This window comes from Cryobacterium sp. Y50 (assembly GCF_002929805.1).
In the GTDB taxonomy this organism is placed as follows: Bacteria; Actinomycetota; Actinomycetes; order Actinomycetales; family Microbacteriaceae; genus Cryobacterium.
Map to the genome: position 1 here is coordinate 12,750 of NZ_PJJM01000089.1, position 26,555 is coordinate 39,304.

The 26,555-nt window shown below is 64.8% G+C and carries 23 protein-coding genes and 1 tRNA gene; 10 read left to right on the top strand and 14 right to left on the bottom strand.

The window, feature by feature from the left end; all coding sequences use genetic code 11:
- Positions 1–12: 12 nt before the first annotated feature.
- Together CXY73_RS09725 and folP are read right to left on the bottom strand one after the other, a co-directional pair.
- Complete coding sequence (locus CXY73_RS09725) at positions 13–735, bottom strand: pyrimidine reductase family protein (RefSeq protein ID WP_104135571.1); 723 nt, start codon at positions 733–735, stop codon at positions 13–15.
- Positions 735–1,649, bottom strand: a complete 915-nt coding sequence (gene folP, locus CXY73_RS09730; RefSeq protein WP_233198249.1) for a dihydropteroate synthase — start codon at positions 1,647–1,649, stop codon at positions 735–737. The genes CXY73_RS09725 and folP overlap by 1 nt, the downstream gene beginning before the upstream one ends.
- A 143-nt stretch (positions 1,650–1,792) precedes the next feature.
- Here folP and CXY73_RS09735 point away from each other — a divergent pair, with 143 nt between their 5' ends.
- The 6 genes from CXY73_RS09735 to CXY73_RS09760 all read left to right on the top strand — a co-directional run bounded on the left by CXY73_RS09735 (position 1,793) and on the right by CXY73_RS09760 (position 10,097).
- The gene (locus CXY73_RS09735) at positions 1,793–2,485 is read left to right on the top strand and encodes a response regulator transcription factor (protein WP_092112483.1); all 693 of its coding nucleotides are present in this window, start codon (positions 1,793–1,795) and stop codon (positions 2,483–2,485) included.
- Positions 2,486–2,531: 46 nt separating this feature from the next.
- Entirely contained in the window at positions 2,532–4,271 is a 1,740-nt protein-coding gene (locus CXY73_RS09740; RefSeq protein WP_104135570.1) for a HAMP domain-containing sensor histidine kinase, read from the top strand.
- Between the two features lie 130 nt (positions 4,272–4,401).
- Positions 4,402–4,692, top strand: coding sequence for a WXG100 family type VII secretion target (locus CXY73_RS09745; RefSeq protein ID WP_104135569.1), 291 nt, complete (start codon positions 4,402–4,404; stop codon positions 4,690–4,692).
- A gap of 196 nt (positions 4,693–4,888) precedes the next feature.
- Positions 4,889–7,024 carry a choline BCCT transporter BetT gene (betT, locus tag CXY73_RS09750; protein WP_104135568.1) on the top strand — a complete coding sequence of 712 codons (2,136 nt, stop codon included), beginning with the start codon at positions 4,889–4,891 and terminating at the stop codon, positions 7,022–7,024.
- Positions 7,021–8,517, top strand: a complete 1,497-nt coding sequence (locus CXY73_RS09755) for an aldehyde dehydrogenase family protein (protein WP_104135567.1) — start codon at positions 7,021–7,023, stop codon at positions 8,515–8,517. Before betT ends, CXY73_RS09755 begins: the two co-directional genes overlap by 4 nt.
- Positions 8,518–8,525: 8 nt before the next feature.
- A complete protein-coding gene (locus CXY73_RS09760) occupies positions 8,526–10,097 on the top strand; it encodes a GMC family oxidoreductase (protein WP_104135566.1) in 1,572 nt (523 codons plus the stop codon).
- 135 nt (positions 10,098–10,232) lie between these two features.
- Here CXY73_RS09760 and groL read toward each other — a convergent pair whose 3' ends face one another.
- From groL to CXY73_RS09785, 5 genes are all read right to left on the bottom strand, one after another.
- The gene (gene groL, locus CXY73_RS09765; protein WP_104135565.1) at positions 10,233–11,861 is read right to left on the bottom strand and encodes a chaperonin GroEL; all 1,629 of its coding nucleotides are present in this window, start codon (positions 11,859–11,861) and stop codon (positions 10,233–10,235) included.
- 140 nt (positions 11,862–12,001) lie between these two features.
- Entirely contained in the window at positions 12,002–13,051 is a 1,050-nt protein-coding gene (locus CXY73_RS09770) for a DUF3048 domain-containing protein (RefSeq protein ID WP_104177612.1), read from the bottom strand.
- Between the two features lie 65 nt (positions 13,052–13,116).
- A complete protein-coding gene (locus tag CXY73_RS09775) occupies positions 13,117–13,320 on the bottom strand; it encodes a cold-shock protein (protein WP_035834941.1) in 204 nt (67 codons plus the stop codon).
- Between the two features lie 284 nt (positions 13,321–13,604).
- Positions 13,605–14,168 (bottom strand): LytR C-terminal domain-containing protein, encoded by a 564-nt coding sequence (locus tag CXY73_RS09780; protein ID WP_104135563.1) that lies wholly within the window; start codon positions 14,166–14,168, stop codon positions 13,605–13,607.
- Between the two features lie 84 nt (positions 14,169–14,252).
- Positions 14,253–14,525: a DUF3263 domain-containing protein gene (locus tag CXY73_RS09785; RefSeq protein WP_104135562.1), complete on the bottom strand. Its 273-nt coding sequence runs from the start codon at positions 14,523–14,525 to the stop codon at positions 14,253–14,255.
- Between the two features lie 181 nt (positions 14,526–14,706).
- Between CXY73_RS09785 and msrB the strand changes: the two genes are divergently transcribed.
- Positions 14,707–15,108, top strand: a complete 402-nt coding sequence (gene msrB, locus CXY73_RS09790) for a peptide-methionine (R)-S-oxide reductase MsrB (protein ID WP_104135561.1) — start codon at positions 14,707–14,709, stop codon at positions 15,106–15,108.
- Positions 15,109–15,112: 4 nt separating this feature from the next.
- Positions 15,113–15,760, top strand: a complete 648-nt coding sequence (locus CXY73_RS09795) for a nitroreductase family protein (protein WP_233198250.1) — start codon at positions 15,113–15,115, stop codon at positions 15,758–15,760.
- Positions 15,761–15,878: 118 nt separating this feature from the next.
- Here the strand turns inward: CXY73_RS09795 and CXY73_RS09800 are convergent, their stop codons facing one another.
- The 4 genes from CXY73_RS09800 to CXY73_RS09815 form a co-directional block, all read right to left on the bottom strand.
- Complete coding sequence (locus CXY73_RS09800; protein WP_233198251.1) at positions 15,879–16,877, bottom strand: DMT family transporter; 999 nt, start codon at positions 16,875–16,877, stop codon at positions 15,879–15,881.
- A 151-nt stretch (positions 16,878–17,028) separates the two neighbouring features.
- A complete protein-coding gene (locus tag CXY73_RS09805; RefSeq protein ID WP_104177613.1) occupies positions 17,029–18,624 on the bottom strand; it encodes an ABC-F family ATP-binding cassette domain-containing protein in 1,596 nt (531 codons plus the stop codon).
- A 135-nt stretch (positions 18,625–18,759) separates the two neighbouring features.
- Positions 18,760–18,832, bottom strand: a tRNA-Thr gene (locus tag CXY73_RS09810).
- A 107-nt stretch (positions 18,833–18,939) separates the two neighbouring features.
- Positions 18,940–19,854 (bottom strand): thioredoxin domain-containing protein, encoded by a 915-nt coding sequence (locus CXY73_RS09815; protein ID WP_104135559.1) that lies wholly within the window; start codon positions 19,852–19,854, stop codon positions 18,940–18,942.
- Between the two features lie 217 nt (positions 19,855–20,071).
- On the opposite strand from CXY73_RS09815, the gene CXY73_RS09820 reads away from it, so the two are divergent.
- Together CXY73_RS09820 and CXY73_RS09825 are read left to right on the top strand one after the other, a co-directional pair.
- Entirely contained in the window at positions 20,072–21,169 is a 1,098-nt protein-coding gene (locus CXY73_RS09820; RefSeq protein WP_104135558.1) for an ABC transporter ATP-binding protein, read from the top strand.
- 64 nt (positions 21,170–21,233) lie between these two features.
- Complete coding sequence (locus CXY73_RS09825) at positions 21,234–22,544, top strand: DUF4032 domain-containing protein (protein WP_104135557.1); 1,311 nt, start codon at positions 21,234–21,236, stop codon at positions 22,542–22,544.
- 80 nt (positions 22,545–22,624) lie between these two features.
- Here the strand turns inward: CXY73_RS09825 and rlmB are convergent, their stop codons facing one another.
- Genes rlmB through ispD form a run of 3 tightly spaced genes read right to left on the bottom strand, consistent with a single transcriptional unit; the run spans position 22,625 to position 26,507 of the window.
- Positions 22,625–23,761 (bottom strand): 23S rRNA (guanosine(2251)-2'-O)-methyltransferase RlmB, encoded by a 1,137-nt coding sequence (rlmB, locus tag CXY73_RS09830; RefSeq protein WP_104177614.1) that lies wholly within the window; start codon positions 23,759–23,761, stop codon positions 22,625–22,627.
- Complete coding sequence (gene cysS, locus CXY73_RS09835) at positions 23,761–25,176, bottom strand: cysteine--tRNA ligase (protein ID WP_104177615.1); 1,416 nt, start codon at positions 25,174–25,176, stop codon at positions 23,761–23,763. The genes rlmB and cysS overlap by 1 nt, the downstream gene beginning before the upstream one ends.
- A complete protein-coding gene (ispD, locus tag CXY73_RS09840) occupies positions 25,173–26,507 on the bottom strand; it encodes a 2-C-methyl-D-erythritol 4-phosphate cytidylyltransferase (protein WP_104177616.1) in 1,335 nt (444 codons plus the stop codon). Before ispD ends, cysS begins: the two co-directional genes overlap by 4 nt.
- Between the last annotated feature and the right edge of the window lie 48 nt (positions 26,508–26,555).

Below are 26,555 nucleotides of genomic sequence, written 5' to 3' on the forward strand. Positions count from 1 at the left end.
GCTTGCCCGATCTCAGGACCGCGTGCGCCCGTAACGCAAGAACAGCATGTCGCCGGCGCGCAGGACGTGCAGCAGCTCCATAGCGCGGGTAACAGCGCTAGCGCCAACGGCGATACGCCCGGCCGAGCCCCCCACCAGCACCGGACTGAAACTCAGGCACAACTCGTCGACACAGTCCGCCGCGAGCAGGTCGCCGAACAGGTGCGGACCCCCCTCGCACAGAATCTGCGGCAAACCGCGTTCGGCGAGCGCCGCCACTACGCGGTGCGGCTCGACTTCTTCGTCGCCGCACACGATCACGTCGGCCACCGCGGCGAGCGCGGCCCGCCGGTCTGACGGGGCGGCGGCGTGGGTCAGCACGATGGGTCGAGTCGCAGCTTCCGTGAAAAGCGGATGCCGCGGGTCGAGATCCAGCCGCCCGGACACCACGGCCAGCGGAGGCTGAGCGGCCAGACCCGCCTGCGTGCGCCAGGCCGCGTCATCCGCTGACAAACGAATGCCGCCGTAGCCCTCGGCCCGAACGGTGCCCGCCCCGATGAGGATCACGTCGGTCAGCAGCCGCAGGGTGTCGAACACGAGTTTGTCGTCGGCGTTGTTCAGACCGCCGCTCAGGTCGTCGATGGTCGCGGCGCCGTCGAGACTCGCGATGAAGTTGACGCGCGTCCGCGGCGCCGAACGGTCGACCACTTGGTAGCTCTCGATCAGTTCCGCCCGCGGCGGCAGCTCGGCGCGCATCAGGCGAGGTTGTGACGCTCGTAGGCGGGCTGCCGAAGCCCGAGGATGGCCTCGGTCATGCGCACGGCATCGACGGCCGCGCGCACGTTGTGCATGCGCACGATCCGCGCTCCCTGCAGAATACAGACCGTCATGGCGGCCAGCGAACCGTCGACCCGCTCGCCGCGCGGCCGATCGAGGCTCTCTCCGACGAAATCCTTATTGGAGACGGCCACGAGCGTCGGCAGGCCGAGCCCGGTGATCTCGCCAAGCCTTCGGGTGATCTCGAGCGAGTGCCGGGTGGTCTTGTTGAGGTCATGGCCGGGGTCGATGATGATGCGGTCGGCCCGCATTCCACGCCCGAGGGCACGGTCGACGCGGGCGAGCAGAAACGCGCTGACCTCGCCAACGACATCGTCGTACTGCGGCGCCGGGTAGGGCATTCGCGGCGCCGCGAGGCTGTGGGTAATCACGAGGGTGGCATCGCTGTCGGCGACCACATCGGCCATGGCGGGGTCGTGCACGCCCGTGGTGTCGTTGATCACGTGCGCGCCGGCGGCGATGCTCGCGGCGGCCACAGCCGGGTGAAAGGTATCGACCGAGATGACCACGCCGGCGCCGCGCAGCGCCGCGACCACCGGAACCACCCGGTCGATCTCCTCCTCGATCGGCACGGCCGGCCCGGGCGCGAACTTGGCGCCACCAATGTCAATCCAATCCGCTCCATCAGCAATGGCCTTCCGTGCCGCTAGAACGGATGCGTCGAGCGCGAACGTTGCACCCTGGTCGTAGAACGAATCCGGCGTGCGATTGACGATGGCCATCACTGCCACCTCGCGATCGAAATCGAAGGTGCGGCCGCCGATCAACCGGCGCGGTGCATCCAGTTGAGGAAGCAGCACTCCCGGAGCGGAGCTGATTCTTGTGCGGGTCATAACGGTCCTCACCATTGGAATGAATCGATTGTTCCATTCCATCATGGCGCTAACTCCTGCCGCGGAACGGATCGTCGGCCGCCGATCCCGGCACATGGGCTCACTCTCAGCGAAGCTCCAGCTAACACGCAGATACTGGGGGCATGACTGACGGCCCCCGCATCCTTATCGTCGATGACGAACCCAATATTCGCGACCTTCTCACCACCAGCCTCCGCTTCGCCGGCTTCGCCGTGCGCGCAGTGGGCAATGGCGCGCAGGCTATCTCCGCCGTGCTAGAGGAGGAACCCGACCTCATTATTCTTGACGTCATGCTTCCCGACATGAACGGTTTCGGTGTCACCAAGCGCCTGCGTTCGGCCGGCTACACGGCCCCGATCCTTTTCCTCACCGCCAAGGACGACACCGAAGACAAGATCACCGGCCTCACCGTCGGCGGCGACGATTACGTGACCAAGCCGTTCAGCCTCGACGAAATCGTCGCTCGGATCAAGGCCATCCTGCGTCGCACCATGCACGCCGACGAAGATGCCGTGATTCGCGCCGGCGAACTCACCATGGATCAGGACACCCACGAGGTTCTTGTCGGCACCGAGGCCATCGAGCTGAGCCCGACCGAGTTCAAGCTGCTGCGTTACCTCATGCTCAACCCCAACCGGGTGCTGTCGAAGGCGCAGATTCTCGATCACGTCTGGGAATACGACTTTAACGGTGACGCCGGAATCGTGGAGAGCTACATCTCCTACCTGCGCCGCAAGGTCGACGTGCACTCGAGCGAACCGCTCATTCAAACCAAGCGTGGCTTCGGCTACATGCTCAAGGCTGCCAAGGCATGATCCATGGGGCTTAGGCACAGCGAGCTTTCGTAGACTCAAGCCACTCATGCACGAAACCCTGTCCAGGCGGTGGAGCAGCATCTCCCTCCGTTCCAAGATCACCGGTGTCACGGTGTTGATGCTCACGCTCGGCCTGCTTGTTTCCGGAATCGGCACCATGGCCATGCTCAAGCAATATGTAGTGACTCAGGTCGACACGCAGCTGCAGGTCGACACGCAAACCGCGCTCAGCGGATACTCGTCGAGCGTGTTCTCCCAGGGTGACACCGAGGGAGTCGCCTCGGACTACTTCGTAGCTCTGTACGACCAGGACGGCGCTCTGATAACCCGCACCTGGCAGGAACGCGACCACGCCGAGCTGCCGGTTATCGGCATGCCGCTCGACCTGAAACGGGTATCGCAGCTCGACGGACAGATTCAAACCCTGTGGGACGCCGCCCACGCCACCGAGTTTCACGCGATTATGGTACCCGTGGTGATCAGCCCGACCGGCACCTACGGCACCCTCGTCATGGCGGTGTCGTTGCGGCCGACCGAGAACACCATGGCTACCTACCTCACGATCTTCCTGGGCTTCGGCGCTGGAGTCGTGCTTATCGGAGCCATGCTCACCCGCGTACTCGTCACCACCACCTTCGTTCCGCTCCGCGAGGCCGAGCAGACCGCCGCGGCGATCGCCGACGGTGACTTCAGCCAGAGGCTCGGCGGCGCCACCCCGAACACCGAGGTCGGGCGCCTCAACCGATCGCTCAACATCATGCTCAGCCGCATCGACCGAGCCTTTAAAGACCGCGCCCGCACCATCGACCAAATGCGCCGCTTCGTTGGCGACGCCAGCCACGAATTGCGCACCCCCCTGGTTTCGGTGCGCGGCTACGCCGAGCTGTATCGTATGGGCGCCCTGCAGACCCCCGAAGATGTCGCCCAGGCCATGGAACGCATCGAAAAAGAGGCCATTCGCATGGGTGGTCTGGTCGAGGATTTGCTTGAACTCGCCCGCCTCGACGAGACCAAGCCGCTCGCGCTCACCCGGGTCGACCTCGTTCCGCTGGCGCGCGACGCCGCCCTCGATGCCATGGCCAGCTCACCGGGCCGCCAGGTGACGGTGCTCACTCCCCCGCCGGCACCCGGGTCGCCCGGTCGCGATCTTGACGCTGACCACGACCACGAGCACCGCGATGGTGATTCCGGCGAGATCGACAGCGATGGAACAGAAAGCATCACCACCGGCACGATTACCCGGCCGTCCGGATCGAGCACTCCGACCGGTGCCATCGCCTTCGCCGGCGCCACCCTGGCCCGGCTGCGCACCCGCAAACCGCGCCGTACAACCGCAGCGCTTCCCGATGCCGGCCTGACGGTGTTGCCCGTCGTACCCCAGCTGCCGCCCGTGGTGATGGCCGAAGAGAACAAGATTCGCCAGGTCATCACCAACTTGATGGGCAATGCGATGCGGTTCACCGCACCGGACAGCCCGATCGAACTCGAGGTCGTGGTCGACCCGCGCACCCTGCGGGCATCGATCGCCATCGTCGACCACGGCGAAGGCATCCCACCACAGATTCGCGAGAAGATCTTCCAGCGCTTCTGGCGCGCCGACTCCAGCCGCGCCCGCGAAACCGGTGGCAGCGGCCTCGGCCTCGCCATCGTCGCCGCCATCGTCGCAAGCCACAACGGTACCGTCGACGTCGTCGACACCCCCGGCGGCGGCGCCACCTTCCGCATCTCGCTCCCCCTCGCCGGCACGCCGAGCGCGCCGCTGCACACCCAGCCCGTCATCCCGTAACCGCCCTCCTGCACAGGCCGCGGCAGGCGGCATCTGTTCACAAATTGGTTGCCGGGCAGCGGATGCTGCACGCTCTCCTTCTACGCTCATGGTCACCAACATTCATGTTTGAGTAGCAGGAAGGCACACCATGACGAGCTTTCAGGTCGACAGCGATGCGGTGCAGAGCACCGCCAACACCGCACGCGGCACGATCGGGCAGGTGCAGGCTGATGTGGCCGAACTCAACGCCCAGCTCACGAGTCTCGAAGGGTTCTGGACCGGCCAGGCATCGGCTGCGTTCCAGGGGGCTTTCGCCGAGTGGCGCGGCATGCACCAGCAGCTGGAAGAGAGCCTGACCCTGCTCAACCAGGCGCTGAGCCTGGCCGGACAACAGTACGCCGAGACCGAGCAGGCCAACACCCGGCTGTTCGCACGGTAGACGATTCGTACCCGGTCGGAGTGTGTTATCCCGCGCGGGATAGCACGACCGCAGCCTAAAAAAGCCCGGAAAGACGCGGATTTTCGGTTGCTAGACTGACAGATGCGCTTGCGCCGCCACCGCGGCCACTCGGACAGCCATGCCGCGAACACGCGGTCGGCGCCATCGAGACATCACACCGAGTACCAAGGATGAGATGACTTTCTCTGCCCACATTCCCGCTACCGAACCATCGACCGGACCGCCTGGCCTCCCCCCGGAGAACAAGACCCGGGTGAACAAAACGGTCTTTTTCGGTTCAGCCTCCGGCATCATTGCCATCGCCCTCTGGGCGATCCTCGCGCCCAACAACGCGAGCGACGTCATTGCCGCCGTCGTCGGCTGGGTGTCGGTCAACCTCGGCTGGTACTACTTTCTAATCGTCACCGTCGTGCTGGTCTTCGTCATCGTCGTCGCCCTGGCCCGCGTCGGCAAGACCCGCCTCGGGCCAGACCACTCCAGGCCGCAATTTAGCTTGTTCACCTGGACCGCCATGCTATTCGCCGCCGGAATCGGCATCGACCTCATGTTCTTCTCGGTCTCCGAACCCGTCACCCAGTACCTCGCCCCGCCCACCGGCGACGGCAGCTCCGTTGAGGCCGCCCGCCAGGCCATGGTCTGGACCCTGTTCCACTACGGCCTCACCGGCTGGGCCCTCTACGCCCTCATGGGACTGGCCCTCGGCTACTTCGCCTACCGGCAAAACCTGCCGCTGAGCATCCGTTCAGCGCTGTACCCGATCTTCGGCAAGAAGATCCGCGGCCCGATCGGCGACGTGGTCGACATCGCGGCGATCCTCGGCACCATTTTCGGCATCGCCACGAGTCTCGGCATCGGCGTCGCCCAGCTCAACTACGGCCTCACCTTTATGTTCGGAGCGCCGGAGACGCTTCTCGTGCAGGCCTCGCTCATCGCCCTGAGCGTGGTCATGGCCACGATCTCGGTCGTCTCCGGGGTTGAGAAGGGCATCCGTCGGCTGTCCGAGCTGAACGTTCTGCTGAGCGTTGGTCTCATGCTGTTCGTTCTGATCGCCGGCAACACGAGCTTCCTGCTCGACGCCATCGTCCTCAACATCGGTGACACCCTGAGCCGGTTCCCGGCTATGACCCTTAATACCTTCGCCTATGACCGGCCCGATGAATGGCTCAACTCGTGGACCCTGTTCTTCTGGGCCTGGTGGATCGCCTGGGCACCGTTCGTCGGGCTGTTCCTGGCCCGCATCAGCCGCGGCCGCACCATCCGCGAGTTCGTCGCAGGCACCATGATCGTGCCGTTCGCGTTCATCCTGATCTGGATCGCCGTGTTCGGCAACAGCGCCCTCGCTATTGTGATCGGCGGTGATGCCGGCTTCGGCGAGGTCGCCATGAATTCGCCGGAGCGTGCGTTTTACTCGCTCCTGGCCGAGTTCCCGTTCGCACCGGCCACCGCCGCGATCGCCACCTTCACCGGACTGCTGTTCTATGTCACGAGCGCCGACTCCGGCGCCCTCGTGATGGCCAATTTCACCTCGCATCTCAAGGACTCCGAGTCCGACGGTCCGAAGTGGCTGCGCATCTTTTGGGCGGTGACCACCGGCGTGCTGACCCTGGCAATGATGCTGGTGGGCGGCATCCCGACCCTGCAAAATGCCACGATCATCATGGGACTGCCCTTCTCGGCGGTACTGCTGCTCGTCATGCTCGGGCTGTATCGCGCGCTTCGGCTTGAGCAATCGCTTACCGACAGTTACCGGGCGAGTCTGCCCGGTCTGCTGTCCGGCCGCAGTACCGACCCGGCCAGGGCGCGCAACTGGCGTCAGCGGTTGACCCGCGCCATGAGCTACCCCGGTCCACGCCAGGCCGAACGCTTCGTGTCGAGCGTGGCCCTGCCCGCCCTGCAGGAAGTGCGTGACGAGCTCGTGACGCAGGGTGCAGAAGTGATCCTGTCGCAGGGCGTGGTCGACGGCCTGCAGATTCCGCACCTCGACCTCAACGTATCGATGGGCGACGAACGCGGGTTCAAATACCAAATCTACCCCGTGCAATCCGACACTCCGACCTATGCGGTGCGTTCGGCGAGCGCCAGCGGCAAGTATTACCGCATGGAGGTTTTCTCCCTCGAGGGCAGCCACGGCTACGACCTCATGGGCTACAGCAAGGAGCAGGTCATCACTGACGTGCTCGATCATTACGAAACCCACCTCGACTTTCTGCATCTCAACCGGGCAGAGCCGGGAAACACCGCCCTCGCCGAGGACCAGGTGGCTAAGGACAATTGGGAAACCGATTTTGAATCGGACGAGGTCAAGCAATGAACACACCGATCGATACTGCGGCACCGGCGACGCTGTTCATCAGCGGCGCCTGGCTGCCCGCGAGCGACGCGGGCACCCGCGAAATCCACTGCCCGGCCGATCAGAGCTTGGTCGGCACGGTCAGCGAGGCGACCACAGCGGATGTCCACGCTGCGATCCGCGCGGCCCGCACCGCTTTCGACAGCGGCCTGTGGAGCAGCGTTCCGGCGCCCGAACGCGGTGATTTTCTGCTGCGCGTCGCCGCTGAACTGCGCGTGCGCCGCGCCGAGTTCGCCCACGCCGAAACGCTCGACACCGGCAAACGCCTGGTTGAGAGTGAAATCGACATGGACGACATCGCGAACTGCTTCGCCTACTTCGGCAAGATTGCCGGGCAGGACAGCGGGCGCATCGTCGACGCCGGCGATGAAAACGTCGTCAGCCGCATCGTGCACGAGCCCGTCGGGGTTTGCGGCCTGATCGCGCCGTGGAACTACCCACTGTTGCAGGCCGCCTGGAAGATCGCCCCGGCCCTCGCCGCCGGCAACAGCTTCGTGCTCAAGCCGAGCGAGCTCACCCCACACACCAGCATGCTCATGATGGTGCTGCTCGACGATCTCGGCCTGCCGGCCGGCGTCGCCAACCTCGTGCTCGGTGCCGGTGCTGTGGCCGGCGAACCGCTGTCCAGCCACCCCGACGTCGACCTGGTCTCGTTCACCGGCGGCCTCGAGACCGGTCGGAAGATCGCCGCGGCCGCCGCTGGAACAGTCAAGAAGGTCGCCCTCGAACTCGGTGGTAAGAATCCCAACGTGATCTTCGCTGACGCCGACTTCGACGCCGCCGTGGACAACGCGCTCAATGGCGCGTTCGTACACTCGGGGCAGGTCTGCTCGGCCGGCGCGCGCATCGTGGTAGAGGCATCCATTGCTGAGAAATTCGTCGACGAACTGGTGCGCCGGGCCAACCAAATTCGCCTCGGCGGACCGTTTGATCCCGACGCCGAAACCGGGCCACTGATCAGCGCCGCGCACCGCGACAAGGTCACCGCCTACGTCGCGAAGGGCATCGCAGAGGGCGCTCGCCTGCGCTGCGGCGGAACCTGGGGCGAGGGCGACCTCGAGGAGGGCTTCTATTACACGCCGACCGTGCTCGACCAGGTGTCGGGCGGCATGTCCGTCGTGATCGACGAGGCTTTCGGCCCGGTAGTGACGATTGAAACCTTCGAGACCGAAGCCGAGGCCGTGCGCATCGCCAATGACACCGTCTACGGCCTGGCCGGAGCGGTCTGGACCCAGGACGCCGGCAAGGCCCAGCGCATGGCCAAGGCCCTCCGGCACGGAACCATCTGGATCAATGATTTTCACCCCTATCTGCCGCAGGCGGAGTGGGGCGGCTACGGTCAGTCCGGCGTTGGCCGCGAGCTCGGCCCGATGGGCCTCGGCGAGTACCAGGAAACCAAGCACATCTACCAGAACACCGCACCGGCCGTCACCGGCTGGTTCGCCGCACGTTAGGACCACCGATGACCGCACTGACTCAAACCGAATTCGACTACATCGTGATCGGCGGCGGCTCCGCCGGGGCCGCTGTTGCCGCGCGGCTGAGCGAGGACCCCACGCTCGAGGTGGCCCTCGTGGAAGCCGGCCCCGACGACCGTGGCATCGATGTCATCCTCCAGCTCGACCGCTGGATGGAGTTGCTTGAGAGCGGCTACGACTGGGACTACCCGATCGAGCCGCAGGAGCACGGCAACTCGTTCATGCGCCACGCCCGTGCCAAGGTGCTCGGCGGCTGCTCCAGTCACAACTCCTGCATCGCCTTCTGGGCACCGGCCGAAGATCTGAACGACTGGGCCACTTTCTACGACGCCACAGGCTGGGACGCCGCTAATACCTTCCCGCTGTTCCAGCGCCTGGAAACCAACGAAGACCAGGCGCCGCACCACGGCCAGGCCGGCCCGGTGCACCTGATGAACGTGCCGGCCACCGACCCTTGCGGCGTGGCCCTCCTCGATGCCTGCGAGCAGACCGGAATCCCGCGCACCACGTTCAACTCCGGCACAACCGTTGTGAACGGGGCGAACTTCTTCCAGATCAACCGGCAGGCGGACGGAACGCGCGCGTCGTCATCCGTTTCTTATATTCACCCGATTCGGGATCGTGCCAACTTCACCCTGCTCACCGGAATGCGGGCCCGCAAACTCACTTTCGACGAGAGCAAGCGCTGCACCGGCGTGCAGGTCGTCGATGCTCCCGGCGGCAAGACTCACTACCTCACCACCCGCGCCGAGGTCATCCTCTCGGCCGGCGCCATCGATTCACCCAAGCTGCTCATGCTCTCCGGCGTCGGTCCGTCAGCGCAGTTGAAGGAGTTCGGCATCGAGGTAGTTGCGGACTCCCCCGGCGTCGGCGAGAACCTGCAGGACCATCCAGAGGGTGTGATTCAGTGGGAGGCGAAGCAGCCAATGCCCGAGACTAGCACTCAGTGGTGGGAAGCCGGCATCTTCACGACCACCGAGGAGGGCCTCGACCGCCCCGACCTCATGTTCCACTACGGTTCGGTTCCCTTCGACATGCACACCGCCCGTCAGGGTTACCCGACGACGGAGAACGGGTTCTGCCTGACCCCGAACGTCACTCGGGCACGCTCCCGCGGCACGGTCAAACTGCGCTCGAGCGACTACCGCGACAAGCCTATGGTGGATCCGCGCTACTTCACCGACCCGCACGACATGCGCGTTATGGTCGCGGGAATTCGCAAGGCCCGGGAGATCGTGGGCCAGCCGGCCATGGCCGAGTGGGCTGGCGAGGAGCTGTATCCGGGCGTCACTGTGCAAACGGATGCCGAAATCACCTCGTACATCGAAAAGACCCACAACACGGTCTACCACCCCGCCGGAACCGTGCGGATGGGCGCCGTCGACGATTCGCTCGCGCCGCTCGACTCCGAGCTGCGGGTCAAGGGAGTTACCGGCCTGCGCGTCGCCGATGCGTCGGTCATGCCGGTTCTCGTTACCGTAAACCCGAACATCACCACGATGATGATCGGCGAACGCTGTGCCGACCTGGTGAAGTCGGCCCGCAGCATCCGCTAAAACACGGAACAGACACAAAGGTGGGCGCGCCTCCCCAAGGACGCGCGCCCACCCACTGACCAAAGCACGACGTAAAAAGAGTGCGCGCCTCCCCAAGGACGCGCCCACTCTTTTGTGGTGCTAGCTGGCGGGGACTTAGAAGTCCATGCCACCCGAGGGGTCGCCGGCCGGAGCCGAGTTCTTCTCGGGCTTGTCAGCAACGACGGCCTCGGTGGTGAGGAACAGTCCGGCAATCGACGCGGCGTTGAGCAGCGCGGAGCGGGTGACCTTCACCGGGTCATTGATACCGGCAGCGATCATGTCGACGTACTCGCCGGTGGCGGCATTAAGGCCCCATCCAACGGGCAGGTTGCGCACCTTATCGGCGACAACACCGGGCTCCATACCCGCGTTGAGAGCGATCTGCTTGAGCGGAGCATCGATGGCGACGCGCACGATGTTCGCGCCCGTTGCCTCGTCGCCGACGAGAGCGAGAACTGCCTGGCTCTCGAACGCGGTCTTGCCAGCCTGGATGAGTGCAACGCCACCACCGGCGACGATGCCCTCTTCAACGGCAGCCTTGGCGTTGCGCACTGCATCTTCGATGCGGTGCTTGCGCTCCTTGAGCTCAACCTCCGTTGCGGCTCCGGCCTTGATGACAGCAACGCCGCCAGCAAGCTTGGCGAGGCGCTCCTGGAGCTTCTCGCGGTCGTAGTCGCTGTCGGTGTTCTCGATCTCGGCGCGGATCTGCGAAACGCGACCGGCGATAGCTTCGACGTCGCCGGCACCCTCAACGATCGTGGTCTCGTCCTTGGTGATGACGACCTTGCGGGCGTTACCAAGCAGGTCGAGCGTGACGTTCTCGAGCTTGAGGCCAACCTCTTCCGAGATGACCTGTCCACCGGTGAGAATGGCGATGTCCTGCAGCTGAGCCTTGCGACGGTCCCCGAAGCCCGGCGCCTTGACGGCGACGGACTTGAAGATGCCACGGATCTTGTTCACAACGAGCGTGGCCAAGGCCTCGCCGTCGACGTCTTCCGCGATGATGAGGAGCTGCTTACCGGTCTGGATGACCTTGTCCACGATGGGGAGCAGGTCCTTAATGTTGGAGACCTTGGAGTTGACGATCAGGATGTAGGGGTCTTCGAAGACCGCTTCCTGACGGTCGGGGTCGGTGACGAAGTACGCCGACAGGAAGCCCTTGTCGAAGCGCATGCCCTCGGTGAGCTCGAGTTCGGTGCCGAAGGTGTTCGACTCCTCAACGGTGACAACACCTTCCTTGCCGACCTTGTCGATGGCCTCGGCAATGATCGCGCCAATTTCGGTGTCGCCGGCAGAGATGGAAGCCGTGGCCGCGATCTCTTCCTTGGTTTCGATTTCCTTGGCGCTGGCGATGAGCTCGGCAATGACAGCTGCCGTGGCCTTCTCGATGCCGCGCTTTAGGCTGATCGGATCGGCGCCGGCTGCGACGTTGCGCAGGCCTTCGCGAACCAGGGCCTGAGCGAGGACAGTGGCGGTGGTCGTTCCGTCGCCGGCTACGTCATCCGTCTTCTTGGCGACCTCTTTGACGAGCTCGGCACCGATCTTCTCGTACGGGTCGTCGAGTTCGATCTCCTTGGCGATGGACACACCGTCGTTGGTGATCGTGGGGGCGCCCCACTTCTTCTCCAGAACGACGTTGCGGCCGCGCGGGCCGAGGGTGACCTTGACGGTGTCGGCCAGAATGTTCAGGCCGCGCTCAAGCCCACGACGGGCCTCTTCATTGAATGCAATGATTTTTGCCATATGTGTAACTCGTCCCTCCCGGACGTTCCAAACGATGATGGGGTTAGCACTCAGATGACGAGAGTGCTAGATCGATTCTGGCACTCTGGGGTCGAGAGTGCAAGCGAGCATCCGGGGTGATGTCGGGCTGTCTGCAGCTGTCAGGGAACGAGATCGGCTGAGCCGGTACCGTTGGGCACCAACTGGAACCAGGTATTGCCCGGTGCCAGCCGAATTGTCACGCCGTTGCCGTCGATGAAGCGGATCGGTGAGGTCTGGGCATCCTTGCTCCAGGTGGCCGCTAGGGTCTTGCCACCGGACGAGATCGACGCTTCACCGGAGGCGATCAACTCGGTCTTGGGGATACTGTTGGAGACGGTCACATCGACCCGCAACACGACCACGTTGGTGGCCTTGAGTTGGGCACCCTCGGGGGTCAGGTCGGGCACACCGTCCTGAGCGCGCAGGTAGGCGGCCGCCTCGGCGTTCCAGGTCCAGCTGCGGGCGCTGGAGTTGGAGAACTGGGTGTTGATCACCGAAATCGGCGTGCCGTCCGTAGAAGCGGATGCCGCGGCGAGGGTGGCTGCGTAGGCGTACTGCTGGGCGGGCGGGGTGACGGAGGCATTGCGGTTGACGAATTCCGACGCGGCGAGGATCACGTTGTGCGGGGCCGACGTAGCGGAAGACCGCGAGAACAAGCCGGTCGTGTCATAGTCGAAGATGGCACTGATCTGGCCAGTCACGTTCATCGCGTCGACGAATCGCTGCTGGCCACCGGAATAGGCGACCAGACCGCCGAACGGCGCAATAATGTCAGGGTCCATCGGCCGGATCGACCGCACCGGGCCGAGCTGATCGGGAATACTCGACTGCCAGACCGCGACATAGCGGGTAATGCCGCCCTCGACCAGTTCTTCGAACACGAGGTCGGTGCGGTCGATGGCAACCTGCGGCCGGGCCACAACGTGGTTGTCAATCTTGGCTGCCAGTGACGGGTGGGCCAACGAGCCGCCTTCGACGCTCTGCCCGGTCAGCGGTGCGATCTCGGTCGCCGCCGGGGCGACATAGTCAGAGGTCCAAGCCGTGCTGGTCGGTGCCGAGGAGGGGGTCGGGGTACTGCCGGTGCACGCGCTCAGGAGCAGTGCCGGTAATACGAGGGCGAGCAGCCCCGCGGCCTGAAGCGGTCGAGCGGTACGGGCCGTATTTTTCATAGTCACCGGTAAACACTAACGCCGCCCGTTGCAGCGGGCGGCGTTAGTGTGAAATGCGAGGCGGGTTAGGCCGGTCGAACCGATTCAGCCTGAGGGCCTTTCGCTCCGGCACCAACCTCAAAGACGACCTGCTGGCCTTCTTCGAGAACCTTGTACCCGCTCATGTCAATGGCGGAGTAGTGGACGAAGACGTCTTGCCCTCCGCCGTCGACGGTGATGAAGCCGAAACCCTTTTCAGCGTTGAACCATTTTACGGTTCCGTTCGCCATGTGTTACTCCTTGCTCAGTTATCAACGGCAACGGCCCATTGGCTGTTCCGGGCCGTGCCGCAGAGATTGCGTTCATTCTGTGCGAGCAGCAAATCCCCGAGAACAAGATGTCTGTTGCAAGTTACCTACTGGTGCAAGTTTCCTTGGGCGAGCTTTCTTGATCCGGGCGGGTTTTGCCCGAACAAAATGTGTGACCAGAACGGATATTACTGAAATCGGAGCAGAAGAATAGGGGCTTGACGAATCAAATCATGGCCACTAAGAACACAGCTTTCGCGTTTCGCTCAGCCAACTGGTGAAACGTAGTCGTTGCCGACGACGACGGTCATGCTGGCGCCGGAATCGACGAAATTCGTGGAGACCACGATCTGCGCTCCCGGAAGCGAGGCAGCGACACCGCGGGCGGCGCCTTCCTGGCTCGCATCGGCGTAGTAGATCACCGTGGTCGCCTCCGTGTCGGTACTGGCGTTCCCCGTGGCACTGACCACCCAGCCCGCGGCAGTGAGAGTGTCACTGACGGATGCTGCGACGCCGTCGTTCGCGGACCCGTTGAGCACGTTGATGGTCTGCGCCGGGTCGACGGTAGCAACAGCCGTGGGGACGCCGGTCGCTGTTGGCGGCGTAGTTGCACTGCTCGCGGGCAGCCCGGGAATGCTGGAGAAGTCGAGGTTATTATTAATCGCGAGGATACCGACAGCACCGATGGCAATCAACAGCACGGTGACTCCCAGCGCCCACCAGAATCCAATCCAGCCGCGACCCCTCTTGCCCGGGGCGCGATGGGCACCTACTCGGTCGAGGGCGTGCGGGTGGGTGTCGAAACGGTCTTTCGCAAATTTTTGCGCCATGGTAGTGGAATCCTTGGTTGGCCGGCCGGGCCGGAATCGAGCTGAAGCGCAAGGCTCCGTGCTGGCCGAAAAGCGGGTGGGTGCCTAGTCGCGGGTGGGCAGCGAACGACTGGCGCGTGCCTCGGATCGGACGGAACGCATCCGCTGCAATCGTTTCACCAGCATGGGATCAAAGGCCAACGCCAACGGCGAGTCAACCAGTGCGCCCAATAATTGATAGTACCGGGCGGTCGACAGGCTGAAGGTGGCCCGGATGGCCTCCTCCTTGGCGCCGACGTGCCGCCACCATTGCCGTTCGAAGGCGAGCACGGCCTGGTCGCGTTCGCTCAACTCGGTTGTCGGGGCGTGTTCACTCATTGCTGCGTCCCTCCCCCTGTTGGCTGTCCGTCAGACTCATCCTATTTGCGGGCGGCTGAATGTTACCTCCGGCACGCCCTGCCGCGCTGGGACACGCCGTGTGGAATGCGCGCGAGGCCAAGCGAGTTTAGGCTTAGTAGACGCGGCCAGTGCCCGGTCGCCGGAACGAAGGGATCTGAACATGGACTACGCAATCAAGAAATCAGACAGCGAATGGCGCTCCGAATTGGGCGCGGAGAAGTTTGCGGTACTACGCGAAGCCGGCACCGAGCGCCCCGGCACCGGCGAGCTGCTCGACGAGGGTCGGGCTGGCCTCTACACCTGTGGTGCCTGCAACGCCGAGCTGTTTCAAAGTGGCACCAAGTTCGATTCCGACTGCGGCTGGCCGAGCTTTTACGAGTCGGTTCGGCCCGAAGCGGTCGAACTGCTCGAGGACCGCTCCATGGGAAGCGTGCGCACCGAGGTGCGCTGCGCGAAGTGTGGCTCGCACCTCGGCCACGTTTTTCCCGACGGTTTTGGTACCCCGACCGGCGACCGGTACTGCATGAATTCGCTGTCGCTGAGCTTCACGCCCGCCGAGTAACGCGGTGTCGACGACGGAGGCGGTTGCCAACCCGGAAGTGGCAGGTTCGGTCGGAGCGAGTTCTGGTGTTCCCGGCCCGGACACGACCGGTTCCACAGCGGATACCGCGGCGGTCTTCAAAGCTGTCGCTGAACGGCGCAGTCACTCCAGGGTGACGGCGTTCGCCCCCAGCCGGGCGGAGTTACTTCCGCTCGTGGCGGCGTCCGCGCGGGTGGCCGATCATGGCGCGTTGCGTCCGTGGCGGCTGCTCGAGTTGCGCGGTGACGCTCGGGAGCGGCTCGGAGCGGCGTTTGTGGCGGCATCCGCTTGTGAAGGGCTCGAGGCGATCAAGCTGGCCGGCAAGCCGCTGCGCGCACCGCTGCTGATCGCGATCGTCGCATCGCGGCAGGCGAACTGGAAGGTTGCTGGCTGGGAACAGGATGCGGCGGCTGCGGGCGTCGCGCACCTGCTCACGCTGCTGCTCGAAAACGCTGGCTGGGGGGCGATGTGGCGCACCGGGCCACTGGTTCGATCGGCGCCGGTGCGGGTGCTGCATCGCCTTGCCGACGGGGAAGAGCTGCTCGGCTGGCTCTACGTTGGGGGAATTCCCGAGGAGTCGAAGCCGGGCGTGCGGCTGTCGATTGATCCAGAGGAGTTTCTGGGGGTGTTGTAGGCGATGTTCGGGCTTGCGGTTTTCGTCCCTGGCCCACCTTGGAGCGCCGGGCCCAGGATCTATCATGGGCCCGCTCTTCGGGCCCAGGCGGGATGGACACCACGTTCAGGGACTACCGTTATGCGCGGGCATGACCGGGGCGACGCCAGCGCACCGCCGCGATGACGACGGCCACCAGCGCGAGCGCGGTTCCGGCCAAGGTTGCCACGCCGAGCGGATGCCCCGCGGTGGGCGCGAACAGATCCAGCGCGAGGGCGCAGAGTAGCTGGCCGGCGACGATGCACAGGCCGAGCATGAGTACGCCGGTGGTGCGCACGACGAGTGCAGCCCCGGCGATGAAGATGCAGCCGATGAGTCCGCCGGTGTAGAGCCACGGGTTGTCCGGCAGGTCGAGGGCGAAACCGACCAGCAGACCGTGCACGAACGCCGCGAGTACGAGCGCGACGGATCCGGTGAGGAAGTTCAGAAAAGTTGCCGTGAGTGCGCTCTGCGCGGTGACCCGCACCTGACCGTTCACGGCCTGCTGCCAGCCCTGGGCGATGCCCGCCACGAGGGGCAGCACGAGCAGCCAGAGCGCGTCGATTCCGCGCAATTCGCCGCTCACCGTGCAGGCGACGGCGACCAGAGCGAGCACCGCGCCGACGATTTTGGAGGCGTGCAGCGGTCGGCGCCCACCCGGGCCGATGCCAAACCGGTCCATGAGTACGCCGCTCACGGTCTGGCCGGCCACGACTGCGACGGTGAACAGGGCGATGCCAAGTGGCGCGGCAACGAGGCCCTGCGACAGCACGAACAGGGCGCCGGCCAGGCCGCCGAACAGGTGCCACCAGGACAGGTGCTTTGCTTTCACACCGCGGGCAACGAGTTGGAGGCCACGGCGTCCACGACGGAAGACGACGAGGCCGAGGCTGAGAACGACCAGCCCGGAGCCGAAGGAGATGACGGCGGCGGTGAATCCGTCACCGATTTGATGCCCCAGTTCGCCATTCACCCGCGATTGCACGGCATACATGGCCCCGATCAGCACCGAAAACAGGAGCGCCAGCCAGATCGGCACAGCGGATGCCGCGGGCGCGGTCGGAGCATCCGCTCGGGTTTGTGCGTTGGCTGGGTTCACTTGGCAATACTACGAGATGGGTGCGTGCGGGTAGTGCCCGACCGGACTGCAACCTGCCCGGAGCCAACCCTAGGTCGCTGGGGCCATGATTCATCATGGGCCCAGTTTCCGGGCCCGATCGAAACAGGGGGCAGGGCGCTGGCGCGGCGCGTCAGGCGGCGCGCATCTCGATTTCGCCGGGGGCGGCACCGTCGCTGCCGAAGACCAGGCGGCGGTTGGCAATCTTGTCAGTGAAGAAGCGATCGTGGCTGACCACCACGACAGCGCCGGGAAAGTGCACGAGGGCGCGTTCCATCACCTGAGTGCTCGACATGTCCAGATGGTTGGTCGGTTCGTCGAGCAGCAGCACCGAAGCTCCGGAGAGCAGGCACTGCGCCATCGCGACGCGGGCGCGCTGACCGCCCGAGAGATTGCCAATCTTCTGCTTGAGGTCGGCCTCGCTGAACTGGAACATAGTCAGAAAACGGTTGACCGATTTCTTGGTCGCGGTGAGGGCGAGGCTGCCGGGCATGGCATTGACGGCATGACTGACAGTGTCATTTTCGTCGAGTTCGGTGAGAATCTGGTTGTACGACACAACGCCGGCGCCGCTGGCCCAGGCGACCGAACCGTGGTCGGCCGTCTCCTCGCCGGTGAGCACCCGCAGCAGGGTCGTCTTTCCGCTGCCGTTGCTGCCAAGCACGACGATGCGGTTGCCACGGCGCACCTCGAAACTGAGGTTTTCGAACAGCACCTTGTCGCCGAAACTCTTGGCCAGGCCGTCGACCCGGCAGAGGACGTCCTTGACGGGCAGGTTGCCGTAAATCTCGGTGATGATCTGGTCGACCGGGCGCGGTGTGCGCGATTTCTTGATGTGCGCGAGCTGGTTGCCGAGCTGGCGGCTCTCGGCCTTAGCGGCCTCGCGGCGGTCGGCGATGCCCTCGGCCTCGAAGGCGAGCAGCTCGGATTCGTGCACGAACTGTGCCTCGAGGGTCTTAAGCCGAAACTGCTTCTGCACGATGTACTCGCCGAAGCTGCCGGGGTATTCGTGTAGGTGAAAGTTCTCGACCTCGATGATGCGGGTGACGACAGCGTCAAGAAACTTACGGTCGTGCGAGACGACGATGGCAGCACCCTTGAAGCTCTTGAACCAGGCTTCGAGCCACTCCACGCCGGCCACGTCGAGAAAGTTGGTGGGCTCGTCGAGCAGCAGCACGTCGGGCGCTTCGAGCACGATCTTGGCCAGGGCAGCCCGGTTGCGCCAGCCGCCGGAGAGCTCATCGATCGCACAGACGCGGTGCGCCTGATCGAATCCGAGGGTGGTCAACGCGGTGTCGATGTGCCGCTTGTAGTCCCAACCGTCCAGCCGGTCCATCTCCTCGAACAGCTCGCCCTGCCGCCCGATCAGCAGGTCGAGTTCAGCGCTGGCCGACGAGTCGAGCGCGATTGCCGCGTCAATCGCGGCGAGCTCGGCCTCGACCGCCTTCACGGCAACGAAGAGTTCGTCGAGCACCTCGGTGATGGTCTGCTCGCCGTTGAGTTCGGAGAACTGGGAGAAATAGCCAACCCGAATGCCATCTTCGAGGGTGACCTCGCCGGTGTCCGGCGAGACCTGGTCGAGAATCAGCTTGAGAATGGTGGACTTGCCGGAGCCGTTCTTGCCGATCAGGCCGACCCGGTCGCCGGGTTCGAGGCGAAAGAATGCCTCCCGCAGAATCTGGGTGTTCTCAAAGCGGATGCTGACATCGTTCAGCCGGATCAGGCTCATGTGTGTTCCCTCCCGAGGTTTCTACGGCGGGCATTCGCTGAAAAAAACCCCAGCCGTCAGTGTACGTGGCGGCGCTGTGGGACCGTGGCGGCACAGAAAAACCCCTACATCCCAGCCGGGAGGAGGGGGTAAGGGGGCCGGCCACGGGACTTGAACCCGTAACCCCCACTTTACAAGAGTGGTGCGCTACCAATTGCGCCAGGCCGGCATGAGGCCAGGGCCTCGAATAACCATCCTAAATGATTCTCGAGGCTTTGCCGCCATCGGCCGGGCGAAGCGGATGCGACGGCTCGAGCAGCAGCATCCGCTTAGCAGCTACCCGCCCGGGGTCGGGGTGGGGGTCGGCGTCGAGGTCGAGTAGGTCTCGCCGAGGGCCTGCTGAACGAAGGAGGCGAATTCCTTGGGGTCGTCGAGCGAGCCGGTGTAGGGCTTTCCGTTGACCAAAACGGTCGGGGTGCCGGTGATGGCCTTGATCGACGAGTTGGCAATCGGTCCGTCGAGGGACCTGTCTGTGGCGGCCTGAACCCAGGACTCGAAGGTTCCGTCGTCGATGCAGGTGTTGATGCTCGAGAGCGCGGTGCTCACGCCGGAATCCTTGACCACGGCCTTGATTTCATCGTTGCTACGGCCGGGCGCCGATTCTTCGGGCTGATCGACGAACAGGGCCGAGCTCAAGGCGAAGAAGTCGTCCGGCGAGTAGTTGGCGACGCAGGCTGCCGCATTGGCCGCCCGCAGGGAATACTTGGTGCCGGCGGACTTGCTCGTCAGAATCGACACCGGATGAATCTCGATCGTGGCGGCGCCGGAATCGACCCACTGGGCAATTTGCTCATTGTTGGCGGCTTCGAAGTCTCCGCAGAACGGGCAGAGGTAGTCGAGATAGACACGAATGTTGGCGACGGCGCCGGTGGGATCGGGTTCGGAGGGCCGAACGGCGGCATCGGGCTGTAGCGCCGGGGTGAGCGCCGTGATCATGCCTTCGCCGATGAGGACGCCATCGCTGGCCATGTTCCTGGGGCCGGGACCGGCCGGTTTGATCGAATTGACGATGATGACGGCAACGAGAACAACGATGGCGATGCCCGCGATGCCGATGCCGCCCTGCAGAAAGACCTTGTTTCGACGGTCCTTTTTCTTTTGGCTGACGCGCAGCTGCTTGGCCTTGATGCGGGCCGCGTCACGGCGTCGGTTTTTTGAGGGACTGCTGTCGCTGGGTCCGCCAATAGTCATAAAGATCGCTTTCGAGAAGTGAGCGCGCGCGTCAGCGCACCTTTGGAATATTAGATCCCCTGACTGGGAATCGGCCAAACGGGGCGGACGGGCGATAACCGGCACCGGGACATCCGTCGTGTAATAATAAAAGCGTCGTGTGCTTCGGCGCCCGGCGGACAAATCCTATTCACAACGGATCGTCCGGCACGTTCCTGCCGGTGAAGGAGTAATAATCATGGCTTCAGTGACCTTTGACAAAGCAACTCGGCTCTACCCGGGTTCCACCCGACCGGCTGTTGACCAGCTCGATCTGCAGGTCGCCGATGGCGAATTCCTGGTTCTGGTCGGCCCGTCCGGCTGTGGAAAGTCCACCTCGCTGCGTATGCTCGCCGGCCTCGAAGAGGTCAACGACGGCAACATCCTCATCGGCGACCGCAACGTGACGGATGTTCCGCCGAAAGACCGCGACATCGCCATGGTCTTTCAGAACTACGCGCTGTACCCGCACATGACGGTCGCCGAGAACATGGGCTTCGCGCTCAAGATCGCCGGAATCAACAAGGACGAGCGTGCCGCCCGCGTACTCGAGGCCGCCAAGCTGCTCGACCTGGAGCCCTACCTCAGCCGCAAGCCGAAGGCCCTCTCCGGTGGCCAGCGTCAGCGCGTCGCCATGGGCCGCGCGATCGTGCGTCAGCCGCAGGTGTTCCTGATGGATGAGCCGCTCTCCAACCTCGACGCCAAGCTGCGTGTGCAGACGCGTACGCAGATCGCTTCCTTGCAGCGTCGACTCGGCGTCACGACCGTCTATGTGACCCACGACCAGACCGAGGCGCTCACCATGGGCGACCGGATTGCGGTACTCAAGGACGGCATCCTGCAGCAGGTCGGTTCGCCCCGCGACCTGTACGCGAAGCCGCAGAACGTGTTCGTGGCCGGATTCATCGGCAGCCCCGCAATGAACCTGTTCCTCGCGGACACCGTCGACGGTGGCATCAAGTTCGGCACCGCGACCGTCCCCGTGCAGCGCGACACCCTCGCTGGCTCGACCGGCAAGAAGGTCACCGTGGGAATTCGTCCGGAAGATATTCAGATGTCGTCGACCGCCGGAGACGGACTGCAGATTGAGGTCGATCTGGTCGAAGAGCTCGGCGCCGACGGCTACCTCTACGGTCACTCCACGATCGAGGGCAAGCGCACCGACATCGTCGCTCGCGTCGACGGCCGCTCCCACCCGAACGCCGGCGAGACGGTGTACCTCACAGCTACTCCGAACCACCTGCACGTGTTCGACGCTGAAACCGGTCTGCGCCTCGGCGGCGCCGTCACCGACTAGTCAGCTTTTCGGCTTTCGGCTGGAGGGAGTTCGCTCCCTCCAGCCTTTTGGTTAGGGTCACACTATGAGCGGTTCCCTCAATATCACCGCGGCTACGGCCGACCCTGCCCTACTCGACCTGCCGTGGCATCTGCCTTTGGATGCCTGGCCGAATGAGAACATCGCCTCGTTGCCCAAGGGCATTTCCCGGCACCTGGTGCGGTTCGCTCATCTGAGCGGGCGGGTGGTCGCCATCAAGGAGACTACGAACGAGATGGCTAAGCGCGAGTACGACATGCTGCGCACCCTGGCCAATCTGGAGATTCCCTGCGTCGAGCCGGTCGCCGTCATCACCAATAGAACGGATGCCGACCTCGACCCCCTGAATTCGGTTCTGGTCACCCGGCACCTCAAGTTCTCACTCCCCTACCGCGCCCTCTATTCACACGCCCTGCGTCCGGATACGGCCACCCGGCTGGTTGATGCCCTTGCCGTGCTGCTGGTGCGGTTGCACATGATCGGATTCTTCTGGGGCGACGTGTCGCTGTCGAACACTTTGTTTCGGCGAGATGCCGGCGCCTTCGCTGCCTATCTCGTCGACGCCGAGACCGGACAGTTGTACTCCGGCGGGCTCTCGAATGGACAGCGCGAGAACGATTTGGAAATCGCCCGGGTGAACATTGCCGGGGAATTGATGGACCTCGAAGCGGGCGGCCGCGTTGCCGACGAACTCGACCCGATCCGGATCAGCAACGGCATCGTTGCGGCTTACCGACTGCTCTGGAAGGAGCTCACCGGCTCAGAGTCGTTCTCTAGTTCCGAACGGTGGCGCATCACCGAACGGGTCGAGCGCCTCAATAACCTCGGCTTCGACATCGAGGAACTCGCGATCAAGACCGATGGGACTGGTTCGCGCGTGCGGATTCAGCCCAAGGTTGTCGACGCCGGACACCATCAGCGCCGTCTGCTGCGCCTGACCGGCCTCGACGCCGAAGAAAACCAGGCTCGTCGGCTACTCAACGACCTCGACTCCTACCGCGCTGCGTATGGCGAGCCGGCCGCCGACGAGGAAATGGTCGCGCACGAGTGGCTCGTTCGGGTGTTCGAGCCGGTGGTGCGGGCAATTCCCGTGGAGTTGCAGGGCAAGCTCGAGCGGGCGCAGGTGTTCCACCAACTCCTCGATCACCGCTGGTATATGGCGCAGAACCAGTCGCGGGACATTCCGCTCGCCGAGGCCGTGAGCTCGTATGTGCAGGATGTGCTGCGGCACCGCCGCGACGAGGCTACCGTAATGGATCCACTCACCGGGGCGATTACGCTGCCGATCCGGGTGCAGCCCGGCGACGATACCTCGGTCGACCCCGATGATGCCGACGACTGGACCCTCAAGGTTTAGCGCTTTCTCCCAGTTGCCTACTGGTACTTCTTTGCGACCGGGCCCGGGCCCGGTCGCAAAGGGAGATACGAGTGCGGGGTCTACTGCTTGGCGGCCTGTTTCGCGGCCTTGATCTGAGCACGGAGGCGGGCCACCTCGTACAGGGTGACTCCGGCGGCGATTCCGGCGTTGAGTGATTCGGTCGAGGCGCTGATCGGAATCGAGACGATCGCGTCGCAGGTCTCGGTGACGAGGCGGGACAGGCCCTTGCCCTCGCTGCCGACGACGATGACGATCGGGCGCTCGGCGAATCCGGTACCGAGGTCGGGCAAGGACACGTCGCCGTCGCCAGCCAGGCCGAGCACGAACACGCCTTGCGCCTTGAGTGCCTTGAGCGTCTGGGTAAGATTGCTCGCCATCGCGACGGGGGTACGGGCGGCGGCGCCGGCGCTGGTCTTCCAGGCAGAGGCGGTGACGCCAACCGAGCGGCGCTGCGGCACGATGATTCCGTGGCCGCCGAATGCAGCGGTCGAACGGATGATCGCACCCAGATTGCGCGGGTCGGTGATGCCGTCGAGGGCCACGAACAACGGCTTGTGGCCGCGGCTGATGGTCAGTTCGAGCAGTTCCATCGGGTGCGGGTACTCGTAGGCCGGAACCTTGAGCGCGAGGCCCTGGTGCACGGCGTCGCGACCGGCGAGACGGTCGAGTTCGGGGCGCATAACCTCGAGAATGGGGATGTTGCGGCTCGTCGCCATGAGCAGCACCTCTTTGACCCGCTCATCCATTTCGATGCGCGCTGCGATGTAGAGGGTCAGTGCCGGGATCTTCGCGCGCAGCGCCTCAAGCACCGAGTTGCGGCCGGTGACGATCTCGTGCTCGTCGATCTGTTGGGCGCGACGGGTCGAGGATCCGCCGCCGCCGGTGTTGCCGGTGCCGCGCTGCGGGCCTCCCTGCGACGCGCCGCGGGAACCACCACGAGCAGCGGGGCCGCCACGCGAGCCGCCACGGTTGGCGGAAGCATCCGCTGCCGGGCGCGAGTTGAAACCGCCGGCGGCGGTGAAGCGCTCGGCCGCAGCCTTGCGCTTGCCAGCGGGGTGGTAGGGACGGTCTTCGGCCTTGGGCGTGGGCTTCTTACCCTCGAGCGCCTGGCGGCCCTGGCCACCGGAGCCGACCTGGGCTCCGCGGCTGCCCTTGCGCACCGATCCGGTGCGCGATTTGCGGTCTAAGTTCTTCATCAGTCAAAGCTCCAATGGGCACCCGACGGGGTGTCTTCGATGGTGATTCCGGCGGCGACGAGTTCGTCCCGGATTCGGTCTGCGGCCGCGTAGTCGCGGTTTTCCCTGGCGAGGGTGCGGTCGCTGAGCAATCGCTCGACCAACGCGCTCAGGGCCACCATGGCCGGTTCGTCCGTCGCCACGGCCCAGCCGGGCGACAAAGGGTTGATTCCCAGCACTTCGCTCATCGCGAGTACTTCACTACGAGCAGATGCCGCAGCATGCAGGTCTTCGGTATCCAGCGCGGCGTTGCCGGCCCGAACGGTGTCGTGGAGCACACCGAGCGCCTGTGGAACGGCGAGATCGTCGTCCATGGCCGCGGCGAACTCGTCGGGCACGACCTCGACGCCACTCCCGGCGAACCGGGTACCGGCAAGGCGCCGGTCGGCACGGTCGAGAAAACTTTCGATGCGGTCGAGGGCCGCTTCGGCCTCGGCCAGGGACCCGTCGTTGTAGTCAATGGTCGAGCGGTAGTGGGCGGCGCCGAGAAAATAGCGCACGACGATGGCGCGAGCCTGGTCGAGCAGTTCGGCCGCGAACACAGAGTTGCCGAGCGACTTGGACATCTTCTGCCCGTTCACGTTCACCAGGCCGTTGTGCACCCAGTAGTTCGCGAAGTCACTGCCGGCCGCGTTCGACTGGGCCAGCTCGTTCTCGTGGTGCGGAAACCGCAGGTCGAGTCCGCCGCCGTGAATGTCGAACCGGTCGCCGAGGTAGCGGGCGGCCATGGCCGAGCACTCGATGTGCCAGCCGGGGCGACCAATGCCCCACGGCGACGGCCAGGCGGCTGAGTCCGGTTCGCCCTCCTTATGGCCCTTCCACAGGGCGAAGTCGTGGGGGTCGCGCTTGCCGCGCGGGGAGGAATCCGCTGCCGTTTCCATATTGTCCGGCGACTGGTGCGTGAGCGCGCCATAGGCGGCCCAGCTCGCACTGGAGAAATACACGTCGGCCGAACCGTCAGCGGCCGGGTAGGCGTGGCCGCGTTCGATCAGGGTCGCGATGAGGGTCTGCATCTCGGTGATGCTCGCCGTCGCGCGCGGCTCGTAGGTGGGGGCGAGGATGCCGAGGCGCTGGTAGCCGGCGGTGAACTCGAGCTCGTAGCGATAGGCGAGCGCCCACCACTGCTCGCTCGAACCCTTGGCGTTGATCAGAATCTTGTCGTCGATGTCGGTGACGTTGCGCACGAACGTGACGTTCAGTCCGCGGTAGCTGAGCCAGCGGCGCAACTGGTCGTAGACCAGGGCGCTGCGCAGGTGACCGATGTGCGGGCTGGACTGCACGGTGGGTCCACACACGTACATTCCGACCTGGCCCGGTTCGCGGGGGACAAAGTCAAGCAAGGCCGCAGCCTTCGAATCGTACAGTTGCATGGTCACGCCTCCCAGTTTAGGTCAGGGGTCTGACCCGGCCCTGGTGCCGCAGGCGGTAGCGGGTAGAGCAGCGCCGTTGCCGTCGCCGCGACGCCCTCGCCGCGACCGGTGAATCCGAGGGCGTCGGTCGTGGTTGCCGCGATATTGATCGGTGCAGAGAGGATGCCGGCGAGTCGCGTTTCTGCCTCGGCACGACGCAGCGAAAATTTGGGGTGGTTACCGATGATCTGCACCGAGACGTTGCCGACCTGGTATCCGGCGGCAGCAACCAGGCGCACCGTTTCGGCAAGAAAGACGTCGCCGTGGGCGCCGCTGAACCGCGGATCAGTCGTGCCGAACACGCTGCCGATGTCGCCGAGGCCGGCCGCGCCGAGCAGGGCGTCGCAGATGGCGTGCGCGGCGACATCGCCGTCACTGTGGCCGCTGAGGCCGCGCTCCCCCGGCCAGTACAGCCCGGCCAGCCAGAGATCGGTCGTGCCATCGGCAGCGAAGGCGTGCACGTCGAGTCCGGTGCCAATGCGCGGCGGGAGCGGGGACTGCGGCGGGGTCGCGGCGACCACGTGCAGAATCAGTTCGGCTCGTTCGAGGTCTTCGGGCGTGGTGATCTTGAATGCGAGGGGGTCGCCGGGAATGACGGTGACCGTATGTCCGGCATCGGCGACGAGAGCGGCATCGTCGGTGAGCGCTTCGAACCGACCGTTCTGCACGGCCCAGGCGCGGGCGGCGGCGAGCATGGCGCGAGGAAAGCCCTGCGGGGTCTGTACGGCTAAGAGCTCGGAGCGGTTAACGGTGCCGAGGATTGTGCCGGATGCGGCGACCCGTTTGATGGTATCCACGACCGGGAGCCCCGGAATAATGCCGTGTCCGGTAGAACGCACAGCGTCGACGACGGCGTCGCACAGGCTGGCGGGGGTGAGGGCACGCGCGGCATCGTGCACGAGCACCACGTCGATACCCGGGAGCAGGGCTGCGACGCCCTGGTCGACCGAGTCCTGGCGGGTGCCTCCGCCGGCGACGATCGTCAGGGCCGATGCGGGCGCCTCATGACGGGCGGCGGTAGCGGCGGCGATGGCGCGCGCATCCGCTATCCGGTCGCTGGGGGCAACGACAATGATCTGCACGGGCCAACGCATTCCAAAAATGGAATCCAGGGCGTGGTCGAGTAGGGGGCGCATATGCAGCAAAACGAATGCTTTAGGTTCGGCGTGCCCCAGACGGTTCCCACTGCCGGCAGCGACGACGATCACAGCAACGGTGGGCGCCGTCACGGCCGAGCGCGTGCGGTCGGCGAGAGCGCCGGGCTGGGGCACGGCCTGCGACACGAGGGGAACAGTCATATTTGGAGGGTATCTATCTGGGGCGGTTGCGGGGCACGAACATGCAAA